Source organism: Bradyrhizobium sp. CIR18 (assembly GCF_014198295.1).
Taxonomy (GTDB): Bacteria; Pseudomonadota; Alphaproteobacteria; order Rhizobiales; family Xanthobacteraceae; genus Bradyrhizobium.
The window spans coordinates 11,562-33,472 of sequence record NZ_JACIHF010000022.1 but is presented as its reverse complement, the minus strand read 5'-3'; the positions used below and the strand labels follow the sequence as shown (position 1 = coordinate 33,472).

Here is a 21,911-nt window from a genome sequence, read left to right as displayed (position 1 = left end):
GGCAGCGATATCAATCTCCCGTAAACCAATACAGGGCTGCAAATTCGTAAAGAGATCGCGCCTCTCGCTGAGGAATCGTCCCGCGCGGCGGTATTTTCGGTAGTTTACCCGGGGTCGTTCGCAGCTCGTTCACTTTGATCGATTGTTTGCAGCGCGCAATAACCACCACTTAGGCGATGGCCCCTCATAAAGTCACCCGGGAGAAATAGGCAGAAATGCCCGGGAGCTGAGATCGTGCCGACGACACTCGCGCGCACCTTTGCGGCGTTGAGCGCCATCAACGAAGCGATCCTCTATGCGAAATCGCCGGACGAGCTGTACCAGAAGGTCTGCAACGCCGGGTTTTCGAGCGGGGATTTCTTGGCTGTCGCCGTGTTTCTGGTCGGAGCGGACGACCGGCGGCTCCATTTTGCGGCCGGCTGTGGCGATGACATTGCGCGGCTGCGCTCGATCGAGATCACGACGGATGCCGGCACACCCGAAGGCTCGGGCGTCGGCGGCGAGGCATTTCGAGATCAGAAGCTGTGCGTCAGCAATGATTATCTGAACGACCCGCGTTCGCTGGCGTGGCGTCAGGGTGCAGCTTCCACCGGCATTGGCGCGGCTGCGGCGCTGCCGCTGCTCTGCAACGGCGAGAGCGTCGGCGTGCTCTACGTGACCCGCCGCGAAGCCGGCTCGCTGAACGAGCAGATGGTGTCGCTGTTCGAGCGCATGTCGGCCAACATTTCCTACGCTCTGGACAATTTCGCCCGCGAAACAGCGCGGCAGACCAGCGAACGGGCGACCCGGCGGCTCAACCGCATGTTCGGCGCCATCAGCGCCACCAACGAAGCCATCCTGCGCGCCAAGACCGAGCAGGAGCTCTACCAGCTCGTGTGTGACGCCTCCGTTCACGGGGGCAAGTCGCTGGCGACCATCGTGTTGCTCCGCGAACCGGATTCGCATTGGATGAGTCCGGTCGCGTCCACCGGCCAGAACCTCGCACTGATCACCCAGGCGCGCTATTCGATTGATCCGGAGAATCCCTACGGCAAGGGACTATCCGGCGAGGTGTTCCGGACGCAGAAGGCCATCGTCGAGGACGATCTCGCCAGCCGCACCAGAGGCACGCCGTGGGAGCAGGCCAACGTCAACACTGGCGTTGCCGCCTGCGTGGTCGCGCCGCTGATCAGGCACGGTGAAAGTGTCGGCGTGCTCCTGTTCTTCATCAGCCGCTCCTGGGCCAAGGACGAGGAGATCGTCGCGCTCCTGCTGCGTATGGCGGAGAACGTCTCGTTCGCGATCGATAATTTCGGCCGCGAGTCCGAGAAGGCCAAAATCGCCGCCGAAGAGGAACGGCTGGCACGCATGTATGCGGCGCTCAGCGCCACCAACGAGGCGATCCTGCGGGCGCGGTCGCGCGCCGATCTGTTCGACCTCGTCTGCGAGGCGACGGCGAAGGGCGCCAAGTTCACTTCGGCCAACATCGCCCTGGTCGACCCTCACGCCGGGCTGCTGCGCGTCGTCGCCTGTTACGGACCGAACGCCGACCACGTTCGCAACTTCAAGTTATCCATCTCCGAGCAGGTGCCGGAAGGGCGCGGACTGACCGGCACCGCGTTCCGCACGCGCCAGCCCGCCGTCAGCAACGACGTTCTCGCCGACGAGCGCATCGCGCCCTGGCACGCCAGCGCCCGCCGCAACGGGATCGCGTCCTCTGCCGCGTTGCCGCTCTTCAACGGCGACCAGGTCGAAGGCGTGTTCCTGTTTAACTCCCCGGAGTGCGGCACGTTCACACCCGAATTCGTCGAATTGCTGCGCAAGCTCCAGGCCAACGTCGCCTTCGCACTGGAAGGCTTCGATCGCGCCGAGGAGAAGGCGCAGGTAGACAAGCAGCGCAATCGCCTGAGCGGAATGTTCGAAGCGCTCAGCGCAACCAATGAAGCGATTATGCGCGCCAAGACGCGCGAGGACCTGTTCGAGGCCGCGTGCCAGGCAGCTATTCTCGGCGACGTGTTCGCGTCGGCAACGATCGGCATCATCGACGAGGAAAACGAGCTCGTCCGCGTCGTCGCGGTGAAGGGGCGCCTGCAGCAGCAGATGGTTGGACGGACCTGCAACATTTCCGCCGACCATCCCGAAGCCAAGGGGATCATCGGCACCTCGCTCCGGACCCGCCGGCCCAGCGTCATGAACGACTATCTGAACGAGCCGCGGTCGGCATATTGGCGGGCGAAGGCGATCGAGGACGGAACGCGGGCCGCCGCCAGCTTCCCGCTTCTAAAGGCGGGCCAGGAGCCCATCGGCATCCTGCTTTTCCTCGCGCCCGAGGAGGACACATTCACGCCCGATCTGGTCGAACTGCTCGGGCGCCTTGCCGAAAACGTCTCCTTCGCGCTCGACAATTTTGACCGTGCCGAGGAAAAGGCCCGCACCGAGGCGCAGAAAGAGCGCCTGACGCGCATGTTCGCGGCTCTGAGCGCGACCAACGAGGCGATCATGCGGGCGAAGTCGCGCGCCGAGCTGTTCGATCTCGTCTGTCTCGCGGCCTCGAACGGTGCCAAGTTCACGTCGACGACCATCGCGCTGGCCAGGGCCGACAGCGACCAGCTGGAGATCGTGGCGAGTGCCGGGCCATCTTCCAACACCACGCGGAACGTTCGCCTCTCGATCGACCCCGAGCGGCCCGAAGGACGCGGGATGAGCGGCACGGCGTTCCGCACGCGCCGGCCCTGCATCAGTAACGATTATCTCAATGACGATCGCGTCAGCGCATTCCACGCCGTCGTCCGCGGCGACGGCGCGCGATCTGGCGCGGCATTTCCGCTCATCGTGCACAATCAGGCCGTCGGCGTCATGATCTACATGTCGACCGAGCCGGCTACCTTCACGGCCGAGTTCGTCGAGCTGTTGCAACGTCTCGCCGACAACGTGTCCTTTGCGATGGAGAATTTCGATCGCGCCGACGAGAAGAAGGAGGCGGACGAGCGGATCGAGTACCTCGCCTCGCATGACAGCCTGACGGACCTTCCGAACCGCGAGACCTTCAACGGGCTTTTGCGCGAGGCGATCGAAACGGCAGAGCGTCACGATCACCGTTTCGCGGTGCTGTTCATCGATCTCGACCGCTTCAAGGTCATCAACGATTCGCTCGGCCATGAGGCCGGCGACCTGCTCCTGCTCGAAGTCGCCAACCGCTTGCGCGGCGCGCTGCGGGAAAGCGACGTGGTGGCGCGCCTCGGCGGCGACGAGTTCGTGGTGATCCTGGACCAGTGCGGCGAGATCGACGACGTCCAGCGCATCGCGACCGGGCTGCTCGCAGCACTCGCCGAGCCCATGGAGCTCGCCGGACACGAGTGCCACACCACGGCCTCGATCGGTATCGCGATGTATCCGGCCAACGGCTCCGATGCGCAGACCTTGACCAAGAACGCCGACATGGCGATGTACCTGGCCAAGGAGGACGGCAAGAACGGCTACCGCTTCTTCTCCAAGGAGGTGAAGACGCAGTCGATCGAGCGGCTGTCGCTGGAGAGCGCGCTGCGCCGTGCGCTGGAGCGCGAGCAGTTCTCTTTGAACTACCAGCCCAAGGTGGACATGGAGACCGGCCAGATCACCGGCGTGGAAGCCCTGCTGCGCTGGACGCATCCCGATCTCGGCAACATCTCGCCGGCTCAGTTCATTCCGCTAGCCGAGGAAACCGGCCTGATCGTGCCGATCGGCCGCTGGGTGCTCAACGAGGCCTGCGCGCAGGCCATGGCCTGGCAGCGCCGCGGCCTGTTGCCGTTGTCGATGGCGGTCAATTTGTCGCCGCGGCAGTTCGCCGACGAGCATCTGTTGCAGGACGTCGACGAGGCGTTGGCGGCCAGCGGCATGTCGCCGGTGCTGCTCCAGCTCGAAGTCACCGAGAGCATGATGATGCGCAATGTCGGCCGCGCGCTCAAGGTGCTCGATGCCATCCAGAGCCGCGGCATCCGCCTCGCCATCGACGATTTCGGCACCGGCTATTCGTCGATGTCGCTGATGAAGCACTTCCCGATCGACACCATCAAGATCGACCGCTCCTTCGTGCGCGACCTGCCGCAGGATTCCGAGGACCAGGCGATCGCGCAGGCCATCATCAGCATGGGCAAGGCGCTCGGCATGACCGTCGTCGCCGAAGGCGTCGAGAACGTCGAGCAGGAGGCGTTCCTGCGTACCCATGGCTGCGACGAGATGCAGGGCTTCCTGATTTCGAAGCCGCTGCCGGCCAAGCAGATGGCCGAGCTGCTGCGGCCGATGGTCCTGCCTGTCGCCCCGCCGCTCCAGCCGGAGCCGGACGTTGCCGCTACTGAAGCTGCGGCGTCACGGCTGAAACGCGCTGTCGTCTGACGGCTGCGGGTGCAGCTCGCGGACGTCGTGCTCCCCGCCCTCGACCTTGCTCGGAAAATCCTGAGGCCCCGTCAGCGATGTCTGCTCGACGAACAGCGCGAGAATCGCGTGCGCGCCCTCGGCGAAGCTCGCACCCTCGTTCAAACCGAGTTCGGCGCACCATGGGCAACTCATCTGCTCCTGGTCGTCGAACACCGCCATGGCAGGTCCCCACCACCAGGCGGGCGCGGGCGAGCGCTCGTCCGCAGGCACAATGTGCCATCGGGCAAACTCCTCCATCACGCGCTCGAACTCCAGGCGGGCGGCCTGATGCATTCGTTCCATGCTCCCAGGGATCCGCGACCGATGACAGGCCTTCGCGCCGAAATGATCGTGACCTGACGCTCGGAAAAATCGGCTCGCTCAATCGGCCGAGCATGCATGCCGGCATCGTTGCCGGCAGCGAAGGCCCAGTCTAGCCGTTCACGCCTCCGCTGATCAAGGCGCGGGCGCCCCGATTGCCTAACGCTGTCTGAACGGATGCGCCTTCTGGTGCCAGGCCCAGGCGGTGCGGATGACCGTCGCCAGGTCGGAATGGCCAGGCACGAAGTTCAGCACCTTTCGCGCAGCGGAGGGATCGGCGACCAGATAAGTGGGATCGCCGGCGCGGCGCGGCTTGACGGTGTGCGGCACCTCGCGGCCGGTCTCCTGCCTGATCGCGTTCAGGATCTCGCGCACGGAAAAGCCGGAGCCGGTGCCGAGGTTGAAGCTGCCGCCGGCATGCCCCTCTTCCAGTAGCTTCAGGGCCGCGACATGCGCCGCGGCGAGGTCGGTGACGTGGATGTAGTCGCGGATCGCGGTTCCGTCGGGCGTGTCGTAGTCATCGCCGAACACCGCGAAGTCGACATGGCCCTGCAGCGCCATCATGGCGCGGGGAATGAGGTGGGTTTCATTGTCGCGCAGCTCGCCGATGCCGCCGGCCGGATCGGCGCCGCTGGCGTTGAAATAGCGCAGGCAGAACGCGCCGAAGCCATAGGCCGAGCGATAATCGGCGAGCATGCGCTCGATCATCAATTTCGACGCGCCATAGGGATTGATCGGCATGCAGGGAAAGTCTTCCGGCAGCTCCTTGGAATCGGCATTGCCGTAGACGGCGCCGGTCGAGGAGAACACGATGCGATGGCAGCCTGCGTTGCGCATCGCCTGCAACAGCGACAGCGTGCCCTGAACGTTGTTGATGTAGTATTTCTGCGGATCGGTCATGGACTCGCCGACCAGGCTCGCTGCCGCGAAATGCATCACCGCCGTGATTTTGTGGTCGGCGAAGGCGCGTGCCAGCGCCGTGCCGTCGAGCAGATCGCCCGTCACCAGGGGGCCGGCAACGAAGCTGCGATGACCTGTCGAGAGATTGTCATAAACGACGGGCTGGTAGCCGGCGGCGGTCAATGCGCGGCAGGCATGCGAGCCAATATAGCCCGCGCCCCCGGTGACGAGGACGGTCGGTCGGTCGGTCATATCGTCTTCTGCTCTTCTCTTAGCGGAGGGGCCGGTTGCGGCTGAAGAGAAGATAGAGGGCGCGGGGGTTGGTGGTCAAATAGCGCCAGAACAGGCGGCGCGGCTCGAGCAAGGTGCGCCAGGCCCATTCGAGTCCGATCTTCTGCATCCATTGCGGCGCCCGGGAACGGCTGCCCGACAAAAAGTTGAACAGGCCGCCTGATGTCTTGATAACGCCAACATTGGTCAGGTACGGCGTGAATTCCTCCACGAATGCCTGCTCGTTGGGCACGCCGAGCGCGACCCACAGATAGTCCGGCGCAAGCGCGTTGATCTCCTCGATTTTGGCGCGCAGCGCCTCGCCTCGCAGATAGCCGTGGCTGCGTCCGATGATCTTGAGGTTCGGATACATCTTCTGGACGTTATCGACCGCCACGATGTTTTCGGCCTCGCTGGCGCCGAACATGTAGAAGGTGCGGCCGACCGCTTCCGCCTTGCGCGCGACGACGTGGAACAGGTCCGTGGTCGCGACGCGCTCGGGCAGGGGAAACCAGGATTGCAGCTTTGATGCCGCCACCAGCGGCTGGCCGTCGGCATTGATCAGGTCGGCGGCGCGGAACAGGCGCTCGGTCTGCGGTTCCGTCGAGCAGCGCGCCAGCACCTCGCCATTGGCCGAGGTCAGGAACAACGGACGGCCGATGCGATTGTCGGGATCGGTCGCTTCGATCATGAAATCGGCGGTCGCTTCCAGATCGATCGCGGCCATGCGGAGCCCGCCGACGGTGATTCGCGGCACGTCGGCCGTTGCTGCCCGTCCGTCGAGGTTGACGCGACGCTCAAGCATATTGTCTGCCTCGCTGGCGCGTTTGGATTGCAGGGGTGAGCTCGTCCAGCACGACGCCGACGAGCTTGCGCTCGGCGCGGCCCAGCGCGGTCAGGATCTCTTCCAGGCTGTCGTTGATGTCGAGGCTGGTCGGCAGCACCGCCACCAGCGCGTCGGTGTCGTCGAGCAGCTTTCGGCCGCCGGCAAGAAGCGGCATCACGGGGCCGTCGAGGATCACGAGGTCATAGCCGCCCGCGGCGCGCGCCTGCGCAATCGCCTTGCGGATCGCGTCGGCAGCCTTTCCGGCGTCGCCCTCGCCGGCCGGCAGCACCGAAATGCCGTTGACCGTCTTGATCTCGCGTGCGGCCTTGCTGCCGATCGAGAGCCAGCCGAGCCTGCTCGGTTCGTTCCTGCCGGGGCGGCTGACCTTGTTCGAGAGTGCGTGGGCCTGATGGTCGGCATCGATCATCAGCACGCGGGCGCCGTCGCGCGCGGCCGCAAGCGCGAAATTCAGCGCGATCACGCTGCGTCCGGTGGTCTCGCCGGCGCCGACGAGCGCGATGACCGGCATCGCCTTGTCGCCGGCGCGCCGGGCCACGGCAGTGCGCATATCGCGCCAGGCGTTGAGCAGCTTCGTCAGCGGAAAGCCGGGCCGCAATGTCGGCCAGCCCAGCCGGGTGAGGTCGACGCCGCCTCCGGTGGCGAGAATGGCTCCGAGCGTGTGGATGACGTCGGCCTCCTGGAGGCGGGCGATCAGCGGCTTTTCGATCAGGGGCTTTTCGACCATCGCAGGCTGCAGCGATGGCGCGGCAAGTTCTGGCAGCGCCTGCGCCACTTCCTGAGGTCGCGAGACCTGAGGAGGTTGCGGAGCTGCCGGAGCCGGCAATACCTCGGGAGTGCGCGTTCTCTCCGGTGCCGGCTTGCCCGCACGGCGGGCTGGCGCGGGCGCCGGCGCGCCGACGAGCAGGAGTTCGACCGCGGCGAACCAGCTTGACGCCGCGAGCGCGCCGAAGATGAAGCCGATCATGGCGAACAGGCTCATCGCGGGCGGGAACGAGCGCCGCTGCGGCACCGTCGCTTCGCCGATGACGCGGGCCGCCGAAGTGTTCAGCGTCTCCTGCTCCTCGGTCTCGCGCGAGCGCTTGAGGAAGGATTGATAGACGTCGCGGCTGGCATCGGCCTCGCGCTCGAGCTCGCGCAGGCGGACGGCGGCCTGGCTGAGCTGCACGCTCTGCCGCTTCTGCGCTTCCATGGCCCGGTTGAGCGAGGCCTCATAGTCGCGGGCGCGCGTCAGATCGTTCTTGGCCGACTGGGCGAAGCGATCGATCTCCTCGCTGATGGTGCGCTTGAGATCCTCGACCTGCTTCTCGGTCTGGCGCAGTGCCGGATGGCGCGGCCCGAGCTCGCCGGCCTGCTCAGCATATTTCTTGCGCGCATCGGCATATTGCGCGCGCAGGTTCGCAATCGTCGGCGATTGCAGCGCTTCCGGGATCGCACCGGCATCGGCCGCGGTACGGCGGCTCGCCTCGATCTGGTCGAGCCGCGCCTGGGCATCCATCGTCGCGGCGCGGGCCGCGGAAAGCCGCTGATTGCTGGCGGAAAGCTGCTGATCGCTGATCAGCGCATCCTGGGTGCCGACGAAATTGTTCTGGGCCTTGTAGGTGGCGAGCGCGGTTTCGGCGTTGCGCAGCCGCTCGCGCAGCTCCTTGAGGCGGCCGGAGAGATCGTTGGTGGCGCGCCGTGCGGCCGAAGCCTGCGAGTTGCGGGACTCGGCGAGGTAGGCATTGGTCAGCGTGTTGGCGAGCATCGCCGCCTTCGCCGGATCCGTCGACCAGACCTCGATGTCGACGATGAAGCTCTTCTCGGTCTTGCGGATCGTGATGTGCCTGTTCAGCGCCTCGAGTGCCGCAAGCTGCACCTCCTTGTTGTCCGCAGCGGAGGGAGCGCGGGGCTGCAGACCGATCAGGCCGAGCAGCGACGACATCAGGCTCTGGCCGTCGCTGCCGCCGCCGAATTCCGGGTCCTTGTCGAGACCCGCCTGCTGGATCACCTTGAGCAGTACGCTGTTGGAGGTGATCAGCCGCGCCTGGCTCTCCACCACCATGGCCATGCCGGAGACGTCCTGCGCGCGCGGTGTGAGTTCGCGGTCGACGAGCTGAAGCTCGCGCGGATCGACATAGAGCTGGGCGGTGGCGGTGTAGCGGGGCGTCAGGCTCTTGCCCACGGTAACGGCGAGCGTTGCACCGAGCAGGGCAGCCGCGGTAATCGCGATCTTGCGTCGCCAGAGCAAATTGGCGAGCTCCAGCACGTTGAAGCCGGCCTGGGGCCTCTGTTGCGGCGACTCCGGTCTGGCCCGATCTATCGGCTGGTTATAGTCAAGCATGATCCCCAGCTTTCATTCCAAATGCCGCAGGCTGAGGGGCTACTCTTCGCTCTACGCCATGCACCCGGGATATAGGTGCCCAATCAACGCAACAGGGAAAATTAACCATACTCATTGAGGGACTATTCACCGAAATGGCAAACAAAGCGTTTAAGCGCATGCCACTCCGCAGTGCGTCCTCGTGACGCCAGCGATGCCGGGGCTCCCTGGAGATTAACGGTTCGTTACCGCGCGCGGCATGGCTGCGAAGCTCCGCCTGTTCTGCAATGGGCCGCGCGCGCGCCATGATCGTCAGCTCTTCCGCAGGATGACGTGATAGTCGCCGCGACGGACGTCGGTCCCGCGCGAAAGCATGATATTCAACACGGCGGCGCCGGCGTCCACGAGCGCCGCGAACAGCGGCTTGCTCCGGCGCATCTCGGGATAGCGCGGACTCTCGACCTCGCGGCGGTAGATCATCTCAAGGCCGTTGGCGGCCGCGAAGGCTTCGAGCCGGGGCAGCGTCACCAGCGGATGGAAGAAGGTGGGGAACGGTGGCTCACCGGGCATGCCGGCATCCTTGATGCCGCGGATGTGCCGGTAGAACCAGACGTGAAACCAGTGCGGCGAATATTTGGTGACGACGCCGGAGAGCGAGCGGGGATTGGGCGCGCCGATCAGGATCAGGCCGCCGCGCTTGAGCGCATCGCGGAAATTCAGGAGCGCGGCGTCGACGTGGGGCAGATGCTCGATCACGTTGTAGCAGATCACGAGATCGAAGGTCTCGCGCTCGAAGCGGTAGGTCTGCACGTCGCCGAGGATAGCCTCGTCCGCGTAGGTGTTGTTGCGGACCTGGTCCTCGTCGATGTCGACGACGGTGACCTTGCTGCGTCCAGGCAATTCCGGCGGCAGGACGCTGCACGAGCCGCCGCCGGCTTCATAGATGGCGAGCTGGCCTTGCGGCAGTTCGCGCCGCAGCACGTCGTGAACGGCGAGCAGGCTGTCGCGCGCTTCGCCCGGGACGAGATCGTGAAGTGCCTGGACGGGGGCCGCGGTCGCGGGGATCCGGATCGCCGTGGCTGTCGCAAAATCGATCGTGGCTGGCTTGTTCATATTTTCTGACCGCGCTTGTTCTATTCAAATTTACAGGAAAAATATCGCGAGCCCGAAGAGCAAATCTGATGCCGCGCCGTCTCACCGGTCGCAGTGCTTACGGTCGGGTTAATGCGCATGCGCATTAACTACGGCATTGTTCATGTTGGGTCTTGGTCGACGCGTGGACCGCGAATTGCAGTACCACGTGCGCATGATTTCGCGGGAGAAACAGGCGAAAGCGGTTAAACGCATGATGTTGTCTTGGGACGGTCGGGAGACTGGCGTGAGGCGCAGGCACGCGCCATCAACAGGCCGTTCGTTTTGGGACGCACCTGTCCCGCGACGATGTACCGTCGCGGGACGTACGAATGAAGCAGGGCTTTCTCAATATATCTCGGACATCTAGAACGTCATGACATTGATCCCGACAGACCTGTCTGCCACGCGTATCTCGGATGCCGTGCGCGATCCCAACCGGGAGATTGTGGCGAGCTCCGCGGTCATCGACCTGTCGGTCGGTATCGTCGTCTGCATTCCCTGCTTCCGCCGTCCGCAGCATCTGCGGTTGACGCTGGAGTCGCTGGCGAACCAGCGGACCCCGCGTTCCTTTGCCGTCGTCATGGTCGAGAACGATGCCACGCAGCGCGAGAGCGCGCCGGTTGCCGCGGAGTTTCTGGCCGCCGGCAGGCTGCAGGGTGTCTGCCTCGTCGAGAAACGGCAGGGCAATTGCCAGGCGATCAATGCTGCGTTCGAGACGGCGCAGGCACTGTTTCCTGCCGCAACCCGCTTCCTGATGATCGACGACGACGAGATCGCGTCAAGCGACTGGCTCGAATTGATGGTCCGCACCGCGGAGGCGACCGGCGCCGACGTGGTCGGCGGGCCGGTGCTGCCTGTGTTCGATGACGACAGCAAGCCGTGGCTGTCGCGTCATCCCGCTTTCCGTCCCGCCTACGACTATTCCGGCGCGGTGCCGCTGATCTATGGCTGCGGTAATTGTCTGATCACGCGCGCGGCCTTCGAGCGGTTCGATCGTCCCGCCTTCGACCTGCGCTTCAATTTCCTCGGCGGCGGCGATTGCGATTTCTTCGTGCGGTGCCGTGATGCCGGCATGATCTTCCACTGGACGGCGGAGGCCGTCATCACCGAGACCGTGCCGCAAAGCCGCACCAGCCTCGGCTGGATCGCCAAGCGCGGCCTGCGCATCGGCGCCATCAATTATCGCGTGCAGTACAAGGCCGCGCAGAGCGCGGCGGCGCGGGCGCGGGTGTTCGTACAGATGCTCGGACGGTTGCCGCTCTCGCTAATTCGGTCCGCAGGTCTGCTGACGTCGTCGAAAGCCGTCGTCGCGATGCACCCCGTGATGGTCGCGTTCGGCTCGATGCTCGCGGCGTTCGGGATCGAGCCGAAGCCCTATGAGGCCTCGAAGATCGTGTCGTGACGATCAGATGCCGAAGCGGGCGAGGGCAGTCCTGGCCGCGGCGCGCGGCAACGCCTTGAGCGAGCGGCGGCCGACCATTCCAAGATAGCCAAAAGCCTGGCGATATCGGCCGAAACGAACCGCCTGCATCGCCGAGTAGGTGATGAGATGAAGTTCGGCGGCAAGGCGCAGTCCGGCCGCCGTGCCCTCGGGCAGGCGTGCCAGAATCAGCCCGTCGTCGAATACCCGCGCGATGGCCGGGAAGAAATCCTTGGGCGTCCGCACCGCCGCGTTCATGGTGTTGGCGGTGTGCAAGCGATAATCGAGCAGCAGTTTTGGCGCGAATTCGAACTCGCCGATCGCCGCCAGGCGGCACCAGCAATGCCAGTCCTCGCAATATCTCAAGGACGTATCAAAGCCGCCGATGGCCCGGAAAGCTTCCGCGCGCGCGAGCGCGATGCCGCCATTGACGATGAAATTGCCGGCGGCGAGCCGCGTCAGCACGTCGCCGGACGGCTTCCGGCGCCCCTTCAGCAGGCCGCGCCGACCGATCTGATGTCCTTCGCTGTCGATCGTGTTGTAATCGCCATAGACGAGCACCGCCCGCGGAGCCGCGCGTGCCGCCTCCAGCAGCGCCGCCACTGCGCCGGGGCGAAGGCGGTCATCGGCATCGAGGAAGAGCAGCCAGTCGCCGCGGGCATATCGCGCACCGAGATTGCGCGCTGCCGACACACCGGCGGAATCATTCGTGATCAGGTGCAGCCGCGGATCGCGAATGCCGCGGACGATGGCGGCGGTGTTGTCGGTCGAGCCGTCGTCCACGACGATGACTTCGCCCACCTCGCCCTGCGCCAGTGCGCTGGTGAGGGTTTCGCCGACATAGGCCGCAACGTTCTTGGCGGGAATGACGACGGACACCGACCAGGTCGAGCTCGACGGCAGCGGCTGGCGTGCCGCCGGAACGACGCGTCTGGTGGCCGGCAAATCGAGGACGTCTTCGGCGGTGATCTGAGCCACGGCTCGCCTTTAAGAGTCTGTTAACCAGGACGCGTGCGCTGAATGGATGATGCGATCGATCGCAACGTGGGCAGGCCCCGCGAATGATACTCGCATTACAGCCAGATCGTTGCCGTGAAGCCGTGTGTGGCGCTGGTTTCGTCAATTAGCGTTAAGCCGCTGGCATTAAGCCTGTGGCAAATTTGGAAGAGTGCGACCGCCGGTCCCATGCGAGAATGCGCATCCGGCTGCCGCGGATGGAATCCAGTGCCCGCAAAGACATTCGAACACGACCCAGATGCGATGATCCTCAACCTCTTCTATGAGGACAAGGACGATCGCTGGTTTCCCGGCGACCGGCATCTGCGACGCATGGCGCGCCGGTTGCTGCTCGGCGAGCCGCGCATGAGCGGCCAGCTCCGCGTGTTCCTCAATCTCTGTGCGGGGCTCGATCGGCTCGGCATCCGCTACCGCGTCAACGATTACGGCTACATCGCGCGGCATCCCGACGAGCTCGCCTGCATCATCGGCCGCACCTTCCTGCTCGACAAGTTCTCGTGGAAGAACCCGATCCTGCTCGGCGTCGCCGCGCACAATCATCCGCTTGACGACCCCGATCTGTTCAAGCGCCTGCCGGTGAAGAAGGTCGTGGTGCCCGGCCCCTGGTACGTCGACATGTACCGGCCGTATTGGCCCGAGACGGAGGCCTGGCCGGTCGGCATCGAAACCGATCTCTGGGCGCCGTCGCAGGCCTCGCAGAAGGCGGTCGACGTGCTGATCTACGACAAGGTCCACTGGGACCGCGAGCGCTATGCGCCGGAGTTGATCGAACCCGTCCGCGCCCGCCTGCGAAAAGAGGGGCGCTCGTTCACGGAGCTGCGTTATGGCAGCTACAAGGAAGAAGATTATCAGGCGGCGCTGGCGGCCTCGCGCGCGATGATCTTCCTGTGTCAGAACGAGAGCCAGGGCATCGCCTATCAGCAGGCCTTGTCTTGCGGCGTGCCGGTATTCGCCTGGGATCCGGGCGGCCCGTGGCGAGACCCCGATTACTATCCGCACCGCGTGCAGTTCGCGCCCGTGTCGTCGGTGCCGTATTGGGATGAGCGCTGCGGGGCCAAATTCGTCGACGTCGCAGGATTCGAGGCGGGGTGGGACAATTTCTGGGAAGGGTGTGCCGCGGGCGCGTTCGATCCGCGCGGCTATATCCTGGACAGTCTCACGCTGGAGCAACGGGCGCTGCAATATTACGAGATCGCGCGGAGCATCGTGCGCCAGCCGGTGGCGCAGGCTTCCGAAAGGCCTGGTGACGGACGCTCAATGGGGTTGAACCGGGACCTCGAACTTCACCGGCGTCACCAAGTGTCTTGAGCCGTGGACCGCAGCATGGACCGCAGCGCCGCCGACATGACTGACCTCGAGGCCCGATCGTTGGGCCGCGCCTTCCGCGACGGCCTGGCGGAGCTCAATGCCGTGCAGGCGGCGCGCTGCCTCGTCGCCGTCGCCTCGCTGCTGCTGGTGCTGGTGACGCTCGATCCGTTCCCGGACCTGCGCAATCCCGATGTTACCACCGTCGTCGGCGGACGAATGGCGCTGGCCTATGTTTCGTGGGGACTGCTCGCTGCGGTCGCGGTGCTGCTCGTCGCGACCACGGATGCGCCCGCGCTGAAGACTCTGGTGACGCCGCTTCATCTCTGCCTCGTGGGCTGGCTGGTGATCAACATCGTCCTCTCCGAAAGCCGCGGCGTTTCGATCCAGCGCTTCGTGCTCGCCGCCAGCGTGACGTCGCTCGCAGTCCTGCTGCCATTGCTGCCGCCGACGCAGCGCAGCTTCAACCTGTGCCTGGGTGCTGCCGCGCTGGTGCTGCTCGCGCTCTGCTATCTCGGCGTCTTCCTCGCGCCGCACTATTCGATCCACACCGGGCTTGATATTGGCGAGCCGCAGCTTGCCGGCGACTGGCGCGGCAGTTTTGGCCATAAGAACATCGCCTCGCCCGTGATGACCATCCTGGTCTATGTCGGGATCTACCTGACCGCCGTCGGCTCGTTCGTGATGGGACCGGCGATCGCCGCGCTTGCCGGCATCTTCCTGATCTTCACCGGCGGCAAGACGTCGTCGGTGCTGTGCCTTGCGATCTACGCGCTCGCGTCGCTGGTCTACGTGACGCCGAGTCTGTGGCTGAAGCGGATCATCTGCTTCGTGCCGCTGATCGTGATGAACCTTTTGACGGTCGGCAGTGTCTTGAGCCCGACGCTCGGCGGTATGACGCGGCTGCTTCCCCTTGATCCGACCTTCACGGGCCGTTCCGCGATTTGGGAGTTCGCACTGGCGGCCGTCGCCGAGAAGCCGATCACCGGTCACGGCTATGCCGCCTTCTGGGATGATGTCACGGCGCGGCAGACCGCCCAGGGCGCCGAATGGGCGACGTCGGCGGCGCACAGCCACAACAGCTATCTCGACCTCGCGGTCACCATCGGTCTGCCGGGGCTGCTGCTCGTGATTCTCGTGTTCGTGCTCGCCCCCCTCCGTAATTTCCAGTCAGCCCAGACACACAACCGCAGTGGCGCACTGGCAAAGCTGTTCCTGACCGTATGGCTGTTCGGCCTGTACTACGGCGCGACCGAGACCTTCCTGCTCGAACGGCAGAATCCGATCTGGTTCATGTTCGCGCTCGCGGTGGCCGGCCTGCATTTCCTCGCCAGGTTCCAATGCGTTGAGCAGATGGAACCGGAGCGCTGACAGCTTGTCGCAGTCGGGGCGATGGTGGCATCGGCTTAACGATTGAGCGGCTAGGTCTCTTGTGGTGTGCGACAAAACAATAATCTACCTCGAACCATTCAGTAATCGTATGCCCCGCAGATGACGTTCCTCAGCGTCGAGCAACCAGATGGCCTCGTGTCCAGCACGTCGAACATCGCTGTCGATTTCCTGCGTGACTGGCGGCAGGCCGCGTCGCGTCTGAGCGCCGGGCATCGCACCGCATTCCAGCATGGTTACTGGCTCGATGCATGGTATGAGGCGTTTCACGATTTTGCGCCGCTGATCGCGATCATCTCGGATGCCGCCACCGGCAAGGACATCGCGATGGTGCCGATGATCAGCCACATCAGGCGCGGCATCCGCATCGTTGAATTCGCCGATCTCGGCGTCTCCGACAACAACGCGCCGATCCTGGCGAGCGATGCCGCGTTGGACGCGGCGGCGATGGATGCGATCAGCTTGGCACTGGTCGAGGCATTGCGCGCCTTGCCGGACCGCTTCGACCTGCTCCGCCTGAAGAAGATGCCAGCCCAGGTCGGTGGCAAGCCGAATCCGCTGGTGGCGTTCGGGCGGATCGGATCCTCATCGCTGAACGGCAATGTCGTGCTGATGGGCGACGACTATGAGAACTATCAAGCGTCGATCAAGCGCATGCAGATGCCGCGCTGCTGGCGCGTCTTCAGCCGGCACCAAGGCGCGCGGTTCGAGATCGCCGCCGACGTTGCGCGCGCGCATGAGCTGCTGGACGTGATGGATGTCCAGCAGCAGGCGCGCATGCGCCAGCTCGGCTCGCGGTTCGTCCTCAATGACGACGCGCATGCGCGGTTCTACCGCGAGGTTGCCCGCCAGGGCATTGCAGAAGGCTATGCCGTCGTTGCGGCACTGGTCTGCGATGAAGCTGTCATCGGCACGTCATTCGGCATCAGGCAGGGCGCGACTTATTACCTGCTGCGCATCAGCCACGGCGGCGACCCATGGTCGAGCTGCTCGCCGGGCCTGCTCGTCGCCGAGCGCACGATGGCCGCGATGCATGCGGCGGGCGTGCGCCGTTTCGACCTCAGCATCGGCAATCAGGACTACAAGCGGCGCTTCGGCGCCGAGCGGGTGCCGCTGACCGACGTCAGCGTCGCGCTGACCTGGCGCGGCGCTCCTTTCGCATGGCGCGACCACGCCGCGCAGGGCCTGCGCCGCTATCCCGCGGCCGCCGCCCTCGCGGCGCGGGCGATACGCAAGATGCGCTGACACAGGCTGTCTGCTCGCCCGTCATCTCGGAAGGCCCGCGCAGAAGGCATCCAGCAATGCGCGACCCTGCGGCCAGTCGCCGAGCCCGCTCGACCCATTGATGTGGCCGAGTGCGCCCGGCACGATCAGGCCCGACTGCCAGGCGCGTGCGCGTCGCTGTGTCACCTCGAGGCTGCCATAGGGATCGTTCGTGCTGGCGATGATGAGCGAAGGGAAGCGCAGCGCGCGGTCGGGGGCCGGCTTGAACGCGGCGGCCTCGCCGGGAAAGCTGGTGCCGTCAGGATCGGGCACCGCGACCAGAAACGCACCCGCGATCGCGGATGGGAAGCGGGCGGCCCAGTGCGCCACCAGCAGGCAGGCGAGGCTGTGGGCCACCAGCACCGGCGGCTTCGCGCAGCGCCTGACCGCTCGCTCCAGCGATTGCTCCCAGTCGTCGAGCTCGGGCTGGTCCCAGCTCGTCGGCTGAAATCGATTGAAGCGGGCATCACTGCGCTCCCAGAGGGTCTGCCAATGGGTGTCGCCGGAGCCGCCGAGGCCGGGCAAGATGATGATGTCGTGCATGATCGTCCCGTGATATCTGAGATGGAGGCGCAGTGTGGCCGGTCACGGTGCTGCGTGACATGGCAAGTCATCGGCCGAATCGATCATCTGCCGATGATCTCAAGGCGGAATGGAGAATTTTCTTGGATCGTTTCGGAAGCATCGACGCCAAGGACCTGAAGATCCTGGAGGCGCTGCAGGCCAATGCGCGCGTGCCGTTGTCCGAGCTTCGCCGTTCCGTCGGCCTGTCCCAGCCGGCTGTCTCCGAGCGCGTCAAGCGGCTGGAGGAAGCCGGCATCATCGAAGGCTACGGTGCCCGGATCAACCCGCGTGCGCTCGGGCTTGGCCTGATGGCGCTGGTGCGCCTGCGCACGTCGCATGAGCACATCAAGACCTGCCTGAAGAGATTCAGCGAGATTCCGTACATCATCGAAGTCCATCGCGTGACCGGCGATGACTGCTTCGTGCTGAAGGTGCTGGTTCCGGCGCCGGAAGATCTCGAAACGATCGTGGATCGCATTGCCGGTTTCGGCACTGTGACGACCTCGCTGGTGCTGCGGAGCGAACCGGCGCGGCCGATCGGCAAAGACCTCGTCAGGAAGAAGGCCGAGCGGAGCTGAGGCGGCATTCCCGAAAGAGAAATGCCGCCCGTCGCGTCAGCCGTGTGCTAGCCATGGAGCCTAGCCATGGAGCTTCTTGGCGGTCTCTGCGATCTGGCGGCCCTGATAGCGCGCGCCGGCGAGCTCGTTGGCGCTGGGCTGGCGGCTGCCGTCGCCGCCGGTGATCGTGGTGGCGCCGTAGGGTGCGCCGCCCGTGACTTCGTCGAGCTTCATCTGGCCGGCGAAGCCGTAGTTCATGCCGACCACGACCATGCCGAAATGCAAGAGGTTGGTGATGATCGAGAACAGCGTCGTCTCCTGGCCGCCATGCTGGGTCGCAGTCGATGTGAAGGCGCCGCCGACCTTGCCGTGCAGTGCGCCCTTGGCCCAGAGCCCGCCGGCCTGATCGAGGAAGTTCGCCATCTGCGAGGCCATGCGGCCGAAGCGGGTGCCGGTGCCGACGATGATTGCGTCGTAATTGGCGAGATCCTCAATCTTGGCGATGGGGGCGTCCTGATCGACCTTGTAATAGGAGGCTTTGGCGACCTCGGCCGGCACCAGCTCCGGTACGCGCTTGACGTCGACGGTGGCGCCGGCCTCGCGCGCGCCCTCGGCGACGGCGTTGGCCATCGCCTCGATATGGCCATAGGCGGAATAATAGAGGACGAGAACTTTGGTCATGGTGGTCTCCGTTGGGGGATGAGTTTGAATGGTTGTTTGAGGCGTGGATGGCCGGGACAAGCCCGGCCATGACGGAGAGAGTCGTCAGGCCGCGTCGACGAGCACGAGCTCGGTGTCCTCGAGCGCGGTGATCTTCAGCCGGTCCTCGTCGCGGATCGCGGCGCCGTCGCGGGCGTTGACGCGCACGCCGTTGATCTCGACTGAACCTGCCGCAGGCACCAGGTAGAGATGCCGCGCCTTCTCTGGTGCGTACTCCGCGCTCTCGCCCGCCTTGAGCGTGGTGGCGAGCACCCGCGCATCGGCGCGGATCGGCAGCGCATCCGCATCGTCATCGAACCCGCTCGCGATGGTGACGAGCTTGCCGGAGCGATTCGCTTTCGGAAACGGCTTCGAACCCCAGGTCGGCTGTCCGCCGCGCGTCGTCGGCTCGATCCAGATCTGGAAGATCCGCGTCTGGGTCGGCTCCAGATTGTACTCGGAGTGGCGGATGCCGCTGCCGGCACTCATCACCTGCACGTCGCCTGCTTCAGTGCGGCCCTCGTTGCCGAGGCTGTCCTGATGGGTGATCGCGCCCTCGCGCACATAGGTGATGATCTCCATGTTGGCGTGGGGATGGGCGGGAAAGCCGGTGTTGGGCGCGATCTCGTCGTCGTTCCACACCCGCAATGCGCCGTGACCCATGTTGTTCGGGTCGTAATGGCCAGCGAAGGAGAAGTGATGCTTGGCCTTGAGCCAGCCGTGGTCGGCGCCGCCGAGCTTGTTGAAAGGTCTGAGTTCGATCATCTGCGTAATTCCTTGTGTGGGTGGTTGGCGCCTCGATCAGGCGCCGAACCCGCCGTCGACGTTGAGCACCGTGCCGGTGACGAAGGAGGCGTCCGGGCTTGCGAGGAAGACGATGCCGGCGGCGACTTCCTCGGGACGGCCGAAGCGCTGCAGCGCGTGCTGCTTGCGCTGGGTCTCGGCGAACTCGCCGCCATCCTTCGGATTCATGTCGGTGTCGATCGATCCGGGCTGCACCACGTTCACGGTGATGCCGCGCGGTCCGAGGTCGCGTGCCGCGCCCTTGGTGTAGCCGACGACGGCCGCCTTGGTGGCGACGTAGTCGGCAAGGCCCGGGAACGAGGCGCGGTCGGCCAGCATGGAGCCGACGGTGACGATGCGGCCGCCTTCACCCATCAGCTGCGAGGCGGCGCGGATTGCCGCGATGACGCCGTGCACGTTGACCTGATCCTGGCGGGCGAGGGCATCCGTGTCGGCATTGGCGTCGTCGATGGCACCGCCCGCGGCAACGCCGGCATTGTTGACGAGGATGTCGAGATGGCCGAATTCCCTGGCGACGTCGTTGACCAGTTGCGTGACGTCCTGCGCGGAAGCCTGGTCCGCCCTGAAAGCGCGGGCCCTGACGCCCTTGGCCTTCAACTCGGTGACGACGGCTTCCGCTTTTTCCGGCGAGGCCACGTAGCTGATGGCGACATCCGCGCCTTCGTCTGCGAGAGCGCGGGCAGAAGCCGCGCCGATGCCGCGCGAGCCGCCGGTGACGAGGGCAACCTTGCCTGAGAGCTTCCTGGTCATTGGATTTCTCCAGTCCTGAATGTCTGATGACCCCTTGGATAAACCTCCGTCTGTGGTATAGAAATAGAAACTGTTGAAACGCATTGTTTCCATAAATATCCCTATGGATGGGTCGCCATGGCAAAACTTCCCGATTTCGAGGCACTCGCGATCTTCGCAAAAGTCGTGGAATTGCGGTCGTTCGCGGGGGCCGCGAGCGAGTTGGCGATGTCGAAGGCGACTGTGTCCAAGGCGGTCACCCGCCTGGAGGAGCGTCTCGGCGCCCGGCTGTTCAACCGCACCTCGCGCCGGCTCGCGCTGACCGATGCCGGGCACAAGCTCGCCGAGCGCGCGACGCGCCTGTTGGCCGACGGTGAAGCGGCGGAGAACGAGGCGCTGGCGCAATCGGTGGCGCCGCGGGGCCTGGTGCGGCTCGCCGTGCCCATGACGTTCGGCATCAAGGCGGTGGCGCCGCTGCTGCCGGAGTTTTTCGAGGCCTATCCGGAAGTCTCGGTCGATCTGCATTTGAGCGATGCGACCGTCGACCTGATCGGCGAGGGTTTTGACATGGCGGTGCGGATAGCGCGGCTACCGGACTCCTCGCTGCTCGCGCGGCGGCTCTTCACCATGCCGCGCTTCACCGTGGCCGCGCCGTCCTATCTGAAGAAGCACGGCCGGCCGACGCATCCCATGCACCTGGCCGAGCACAAGTGCTTCAGCTACGCCTATATGTCGACGCCCAACATCTGGCACTACACCAATTCCGCCGGCGAGCAGGCCAGCGTGCGCCCGGGTGGACAGCTCCGCGTCAACAACGGCGAAGCCGTGATGCCGGCGTTGATAGCGGGCCTCGGCATCGCCGAGCTGCCCGAATTCATCGTTGGCGAAGCGATCTCGTCGGGCGCCGTCGAAGTGATCCTGAAGGACTGGAAGCAGGCCGAAGGCGCCGTACACCTGGTAACGCCCCCCGGCGGCCCCCGTCCCGCCCGCGTCGAAGCGCTCGGCGATTTCCTCGCGGCCAAGCTGCCGGGCACATGCAAGCGGCGGGCGAAGAAAGGTGCGAGGGCAACGTAACTGCCGTAGGGTGGGCAAAGCGAAGCGTGCCCACGTCGTCGCTCGAGGGGATCGCAAGTGTCTCGATATCGCCGCGCACAAGGCAGCATGTTCTTCTTCACCGTCGTGCTCGCCGACCGCTCGAGCACGCTGCTCGTAGACCAAGTTGATCGCCTCAGGCGAATTTACCGAACAGTTCAGCAGCGCCGCCCGTTCGAGACGATCGCCATTTGTATCCTGCCCGACCATCTCCATGCTGTTTGGTTGCTTCCGGAGGCCGATGCTGATTTTTCGTCGCGGTGGAATCTGATCAAGGGTGGATTTTCGAGAGGCTTGGAGGGCGGGCCGCCTTCAATGAGCAAATTGAAGAAGCGCGAGAAAGGCATCTGGCAGCGGCGTTTCTAGGAGCACACAATTCGCGACGACGCAGATCTGGAGCGACACGTTGATTACATCCATTTCAATCCCGTGAAACACGGGCTCGTCACGCGCGTGCGCGACTGGTCCCTCAGCAGCTTTCATCGTTACGTGGAGCAGGGCGACCTCCCCGTGGATTGGGGCGGGGACATGCGCGACATCGCGGGTCATTTCGGAGAGTGATCGTGGGCACGGCGCGCGAAGAGCGCGCCTTTGCCCACCCTACGGCAGCTCGCCAATCTATCCTTTGTGCAAACTATCGTAGGGTGGGCAAAGCGAAGCGTGCCCACGTCTTTGCCTGAAGAGATCACAGGTGTCTCGATATCGGCGCGCGCAGGGAGGCCTTTGGATTGGGGCGGGGACATGCGCGACATCGCCGGTCATTTCGGAGAGTGACCGTGGGCACGGCGCGCGCAGCGCGCCTTTGCCCACCCTACGGCAGCTCGCCAATCTATCGTTTGTGCAAACTATCGTAGGGTGGGCAAAGCGAAGCGTGCCCACGTCTTTGCCTGAAGAGATCACAGGTGTCTCGATATCGGCGCGCGCAGGGAG

17 protein-coding genes and 1 pseudogene are annotated in these 21,911 nt (G+C 65.0%); 8 read left to right on the top strand and 10 right to left on the bottom strand.

Annotated elements, in window-relative coordinates; translation table 11 throughout:
- Positions 1–234: 234 nt before the first annotated feature.
- Entirely contained in the window at positions 235–4,350 is a 4,116-nt protein-coding gene (locus GGD65_RS36945) for a GAF domain-containing protein (protein ID WP_183238380.1), read from the top strand.
- On the opposite strand, the gene GGD65_RS36940 is transcribed toward GGD65_RS36945, so the two are convergent.
- The 5 genes from GGD65_RS36940 to GGD65_RS36920 all read right to left on the bottom strand — a co-directional run bounded on the left by GGD65_RS36940 (position 4,324) and on the right by GGD65_RS36920 (position 10,121).
- Positions 4,324–4,665: a hypothetical protein gene (locus GGD65_RS36940; RefSeq protein WP_018321524.1), complete on the bottom strand. Its 342-nt coding sequence runs from the start codon at positions 4,663–4,665 to the stop codon at positions 4,324–4,326. The genes GGD65_RS36945 and GGD65_RS36940 overlap by 27 nt on opposite strands.
- Before the next feature lie 186 nt (positions 4,666–4,851).
- Positions 4,852–5,844: a UDP-glucose 4-epimerase GalE gene (gene galE, locus GGD65_RS36935; RefSeq protein ID WP_018321525.1), complete on the bottom strand. Its 993-nt coding sequence runs from the start codon at positions 5,842–5,844 to the stop codon at positions 4,852–4,854.
- Between the two features lie 19 nt (positions 5,845–5,863).
- Entirely contained in the window at positions 5,864–6,667 is an 804-nt protein-coding gene (locus GGD65_RS36930; RefSeq protein WP_183238379.1) for a WecB/TagA/CpsF family glycosyltransferase, read from the bottom strand.
- On the bottom strand, positions 6,660–9,029 hold the full coding sequence (locus tag GGD65_RS36925) for an exopolysaccharide transport family protein (RefSeq protein WP_183238378.1): 2,370 nt from the start codon (positions 9,027–9,029) through the stop codon (positions 6,660–6,662). The genes GGD65_RS36930 and GGD65_RS36925 overlap by 8 nt, the downstream gene beginning before the upstream one ends.
- A 291-nt stretch (positions 9,030–9,320) precedes the next feature.
- A complete protein-coding gene (locus GGD65_RS36920; RefSeq protein ID WP_183238377.1) occupies positions 9,321–10,121 on the bottom strand; it encodes a bifunctional 2-polyprenyl-6-hydroxyphenol methylase/3-demethylubiquinol 3-O-methyltransferase UbiG in 801 nt (266 codons plus the stop codon).
- Positions 10,122–10,515: 394 nt separating this feature from the next.
- Here GGD65_RS36920 and GGD65_RS36915 point away from each other — a divergent pair, with 394 nt between their 5' ends.
- Positions 10,516–11,544, top strand: a complete 1,029-nt coding sequence (locus GGD65_RS36915; RefSeq protein WP_183238376.1) for a glycosyltransferase family 2 protein — start codon at positions 10,516–10,518, stop codon at positions 11,542–11,544.
- 3 nt (positions 11,545–11,547) lie between these two features.
- Here the strand turns inward: GGD65_RS36915 and GGD65_RS36910 are convergent, their stop codons facing one another.
- A complete protein-coding gene (locus GGD65_RS36910) occupies positions 11,548–12,540 on the bottom strand; it encodes a glycosyltransferase (protein ID WP_183238375.1) in 993 nt (330 codons plus the stop codon).
- A gap of 246 nt (positions 12,541–12,786) precedes the next feature.
- Between GGD65_RS36910 and GGD65_RS36905 the strand changes: the two genes are divergently transcribed.
- From GGD65_RS36905 to GGD65_RS36895, 3 genes are all read left to right on the top strand, one after another.
- The gene (locus GGD65_RS36905; protein WP_183238374.1) at positions 12,787–13,887 is read left to right on the top strand and encodes a glycosyltransferase; all 1,101 of its coding nucleotides are present in this window, start codon (positions 12,787–12,789) and stop codon (positions 13,885–13,887) included.
- A gap of 15 nt (positions 13,888–13,902) precedes the next feature.
- A complete protein-coding gene (locus GGD65_RS36900) occupies positions 13,903–15,255 on the top strand; it encodes an O-antigen ligase (RefSeq protein WP_183238373.1) in 1,353 nt (450 codons plus the stop codon).
- Between the two features lie 120 nt (positions 15,256–15,375).
- Positions 15,376–16,518 (top strand): GNAT family N-acetyltransferase, encoded by a 1,143-nt coding sequence (locus GGD65_RS36895; protein WP_183238372.1) that lies wholly within the window; start codon positions 15,376–15,378, stop codon positions 16,516–16,518.
- A gap of 21 nt (positions 16,519–16,539) precedes the next feature.
- Here the strand turns inward: GGD65_RS36895 and GGD65_RS36890 are convergent, their stop codons facing one another.
- Complete coding sequence (locus GGD65_RS36890) at positions 16,540–17,079, bottom strand: alpha/beta hydrolase (protein ID WP_183238371.1); 540 nt, start codon at positions 17,077–17,079, stop codon at positions 16,540–16,542.
- A 122-nt stretch (positions 17,080–17,201) separates the two neighbouring features.
- Here GGD65_RS36890 and GGD65_RS36885 point away from each other — a divergent pair, with 122 nt between their 5' ends.
- Complete coding sequence (locus GGD65_RS36885; protein ID WP_183238370.1) at positions 17,202–17,678, top strand: Lrp/AsnC family transcriptional regulator; 477 nt, start codon at positions 17,202–17,204, stop codon at positions 17,676–17,678.
- 60 nt (positions 17,679–17,738) lie between these two features.
- Here the strand turns inward: GGD65_RS36885 and wrbA are convergent, their stop codons facing one another.
- From wrbA to GGD65_RS36870, 3 genes are all read right to left on the bottom strand, one after another.
- Positions 17,739–18,338, bottom strand: coding sequence for an NAD(P)H:quinone oxidoreductase (gene wrbA / locus GGD65_RS36880; protein ID WP_179731692.1), 600 nt, complete (start codon positions 18,336–18,338; stop codon positions 17,739–17,741).
- An 84-nt stretch (positions 18,339–18,422) separates the two neighbouring features.
- Complete coding sequence (locus tag GGD65_RS36875) at positions 18,423–19,121, bottom strand: pirin family protein (protein WP_183238369.1); 699 nt, start codon at positions 19,119–19,121, stop codon at positions 18,423–18,425.
- A 36-nt stretch (positions 19,122–19,157) separates the two neighbouring features.
- A complete protein-coding gene (locus GGD65_RS36870) occupies positions 19,158–19,910 on the bottom strand; it encodes an SDR family NAD(P)-dependent oxidoreductase (protein WP_183238368.1) in 753 nt (250 codons plus the stop codon).
- A 117-nt stretch (positions 19,911–20,027) separates the two neighbouring features.
- Here GGD65_RS36870 and GGD65_RS36865 point away from each other — a divergent pair, with 117 nt between their 5' ends.
- A complete protein-coding gene (locus GGD65_RS36865; RefSeq protein WP_183238367.1) occupies positions 20,028–20,963 on the top strand; it encodes a LysR family transcriptional regulator in 936 nt (311 codons plus the stop codon).
- A 57-nt stretch (positions 20,964–21,020) separates the two neighbouring features.
- A pseudogene (locus GGD65_RS36860) lies at positions 21,021–21,542 on the top strand (REP-associated tyrosine transposase).
- Positions 21,543–21,911: the final 369 nt, after the last annotated feature.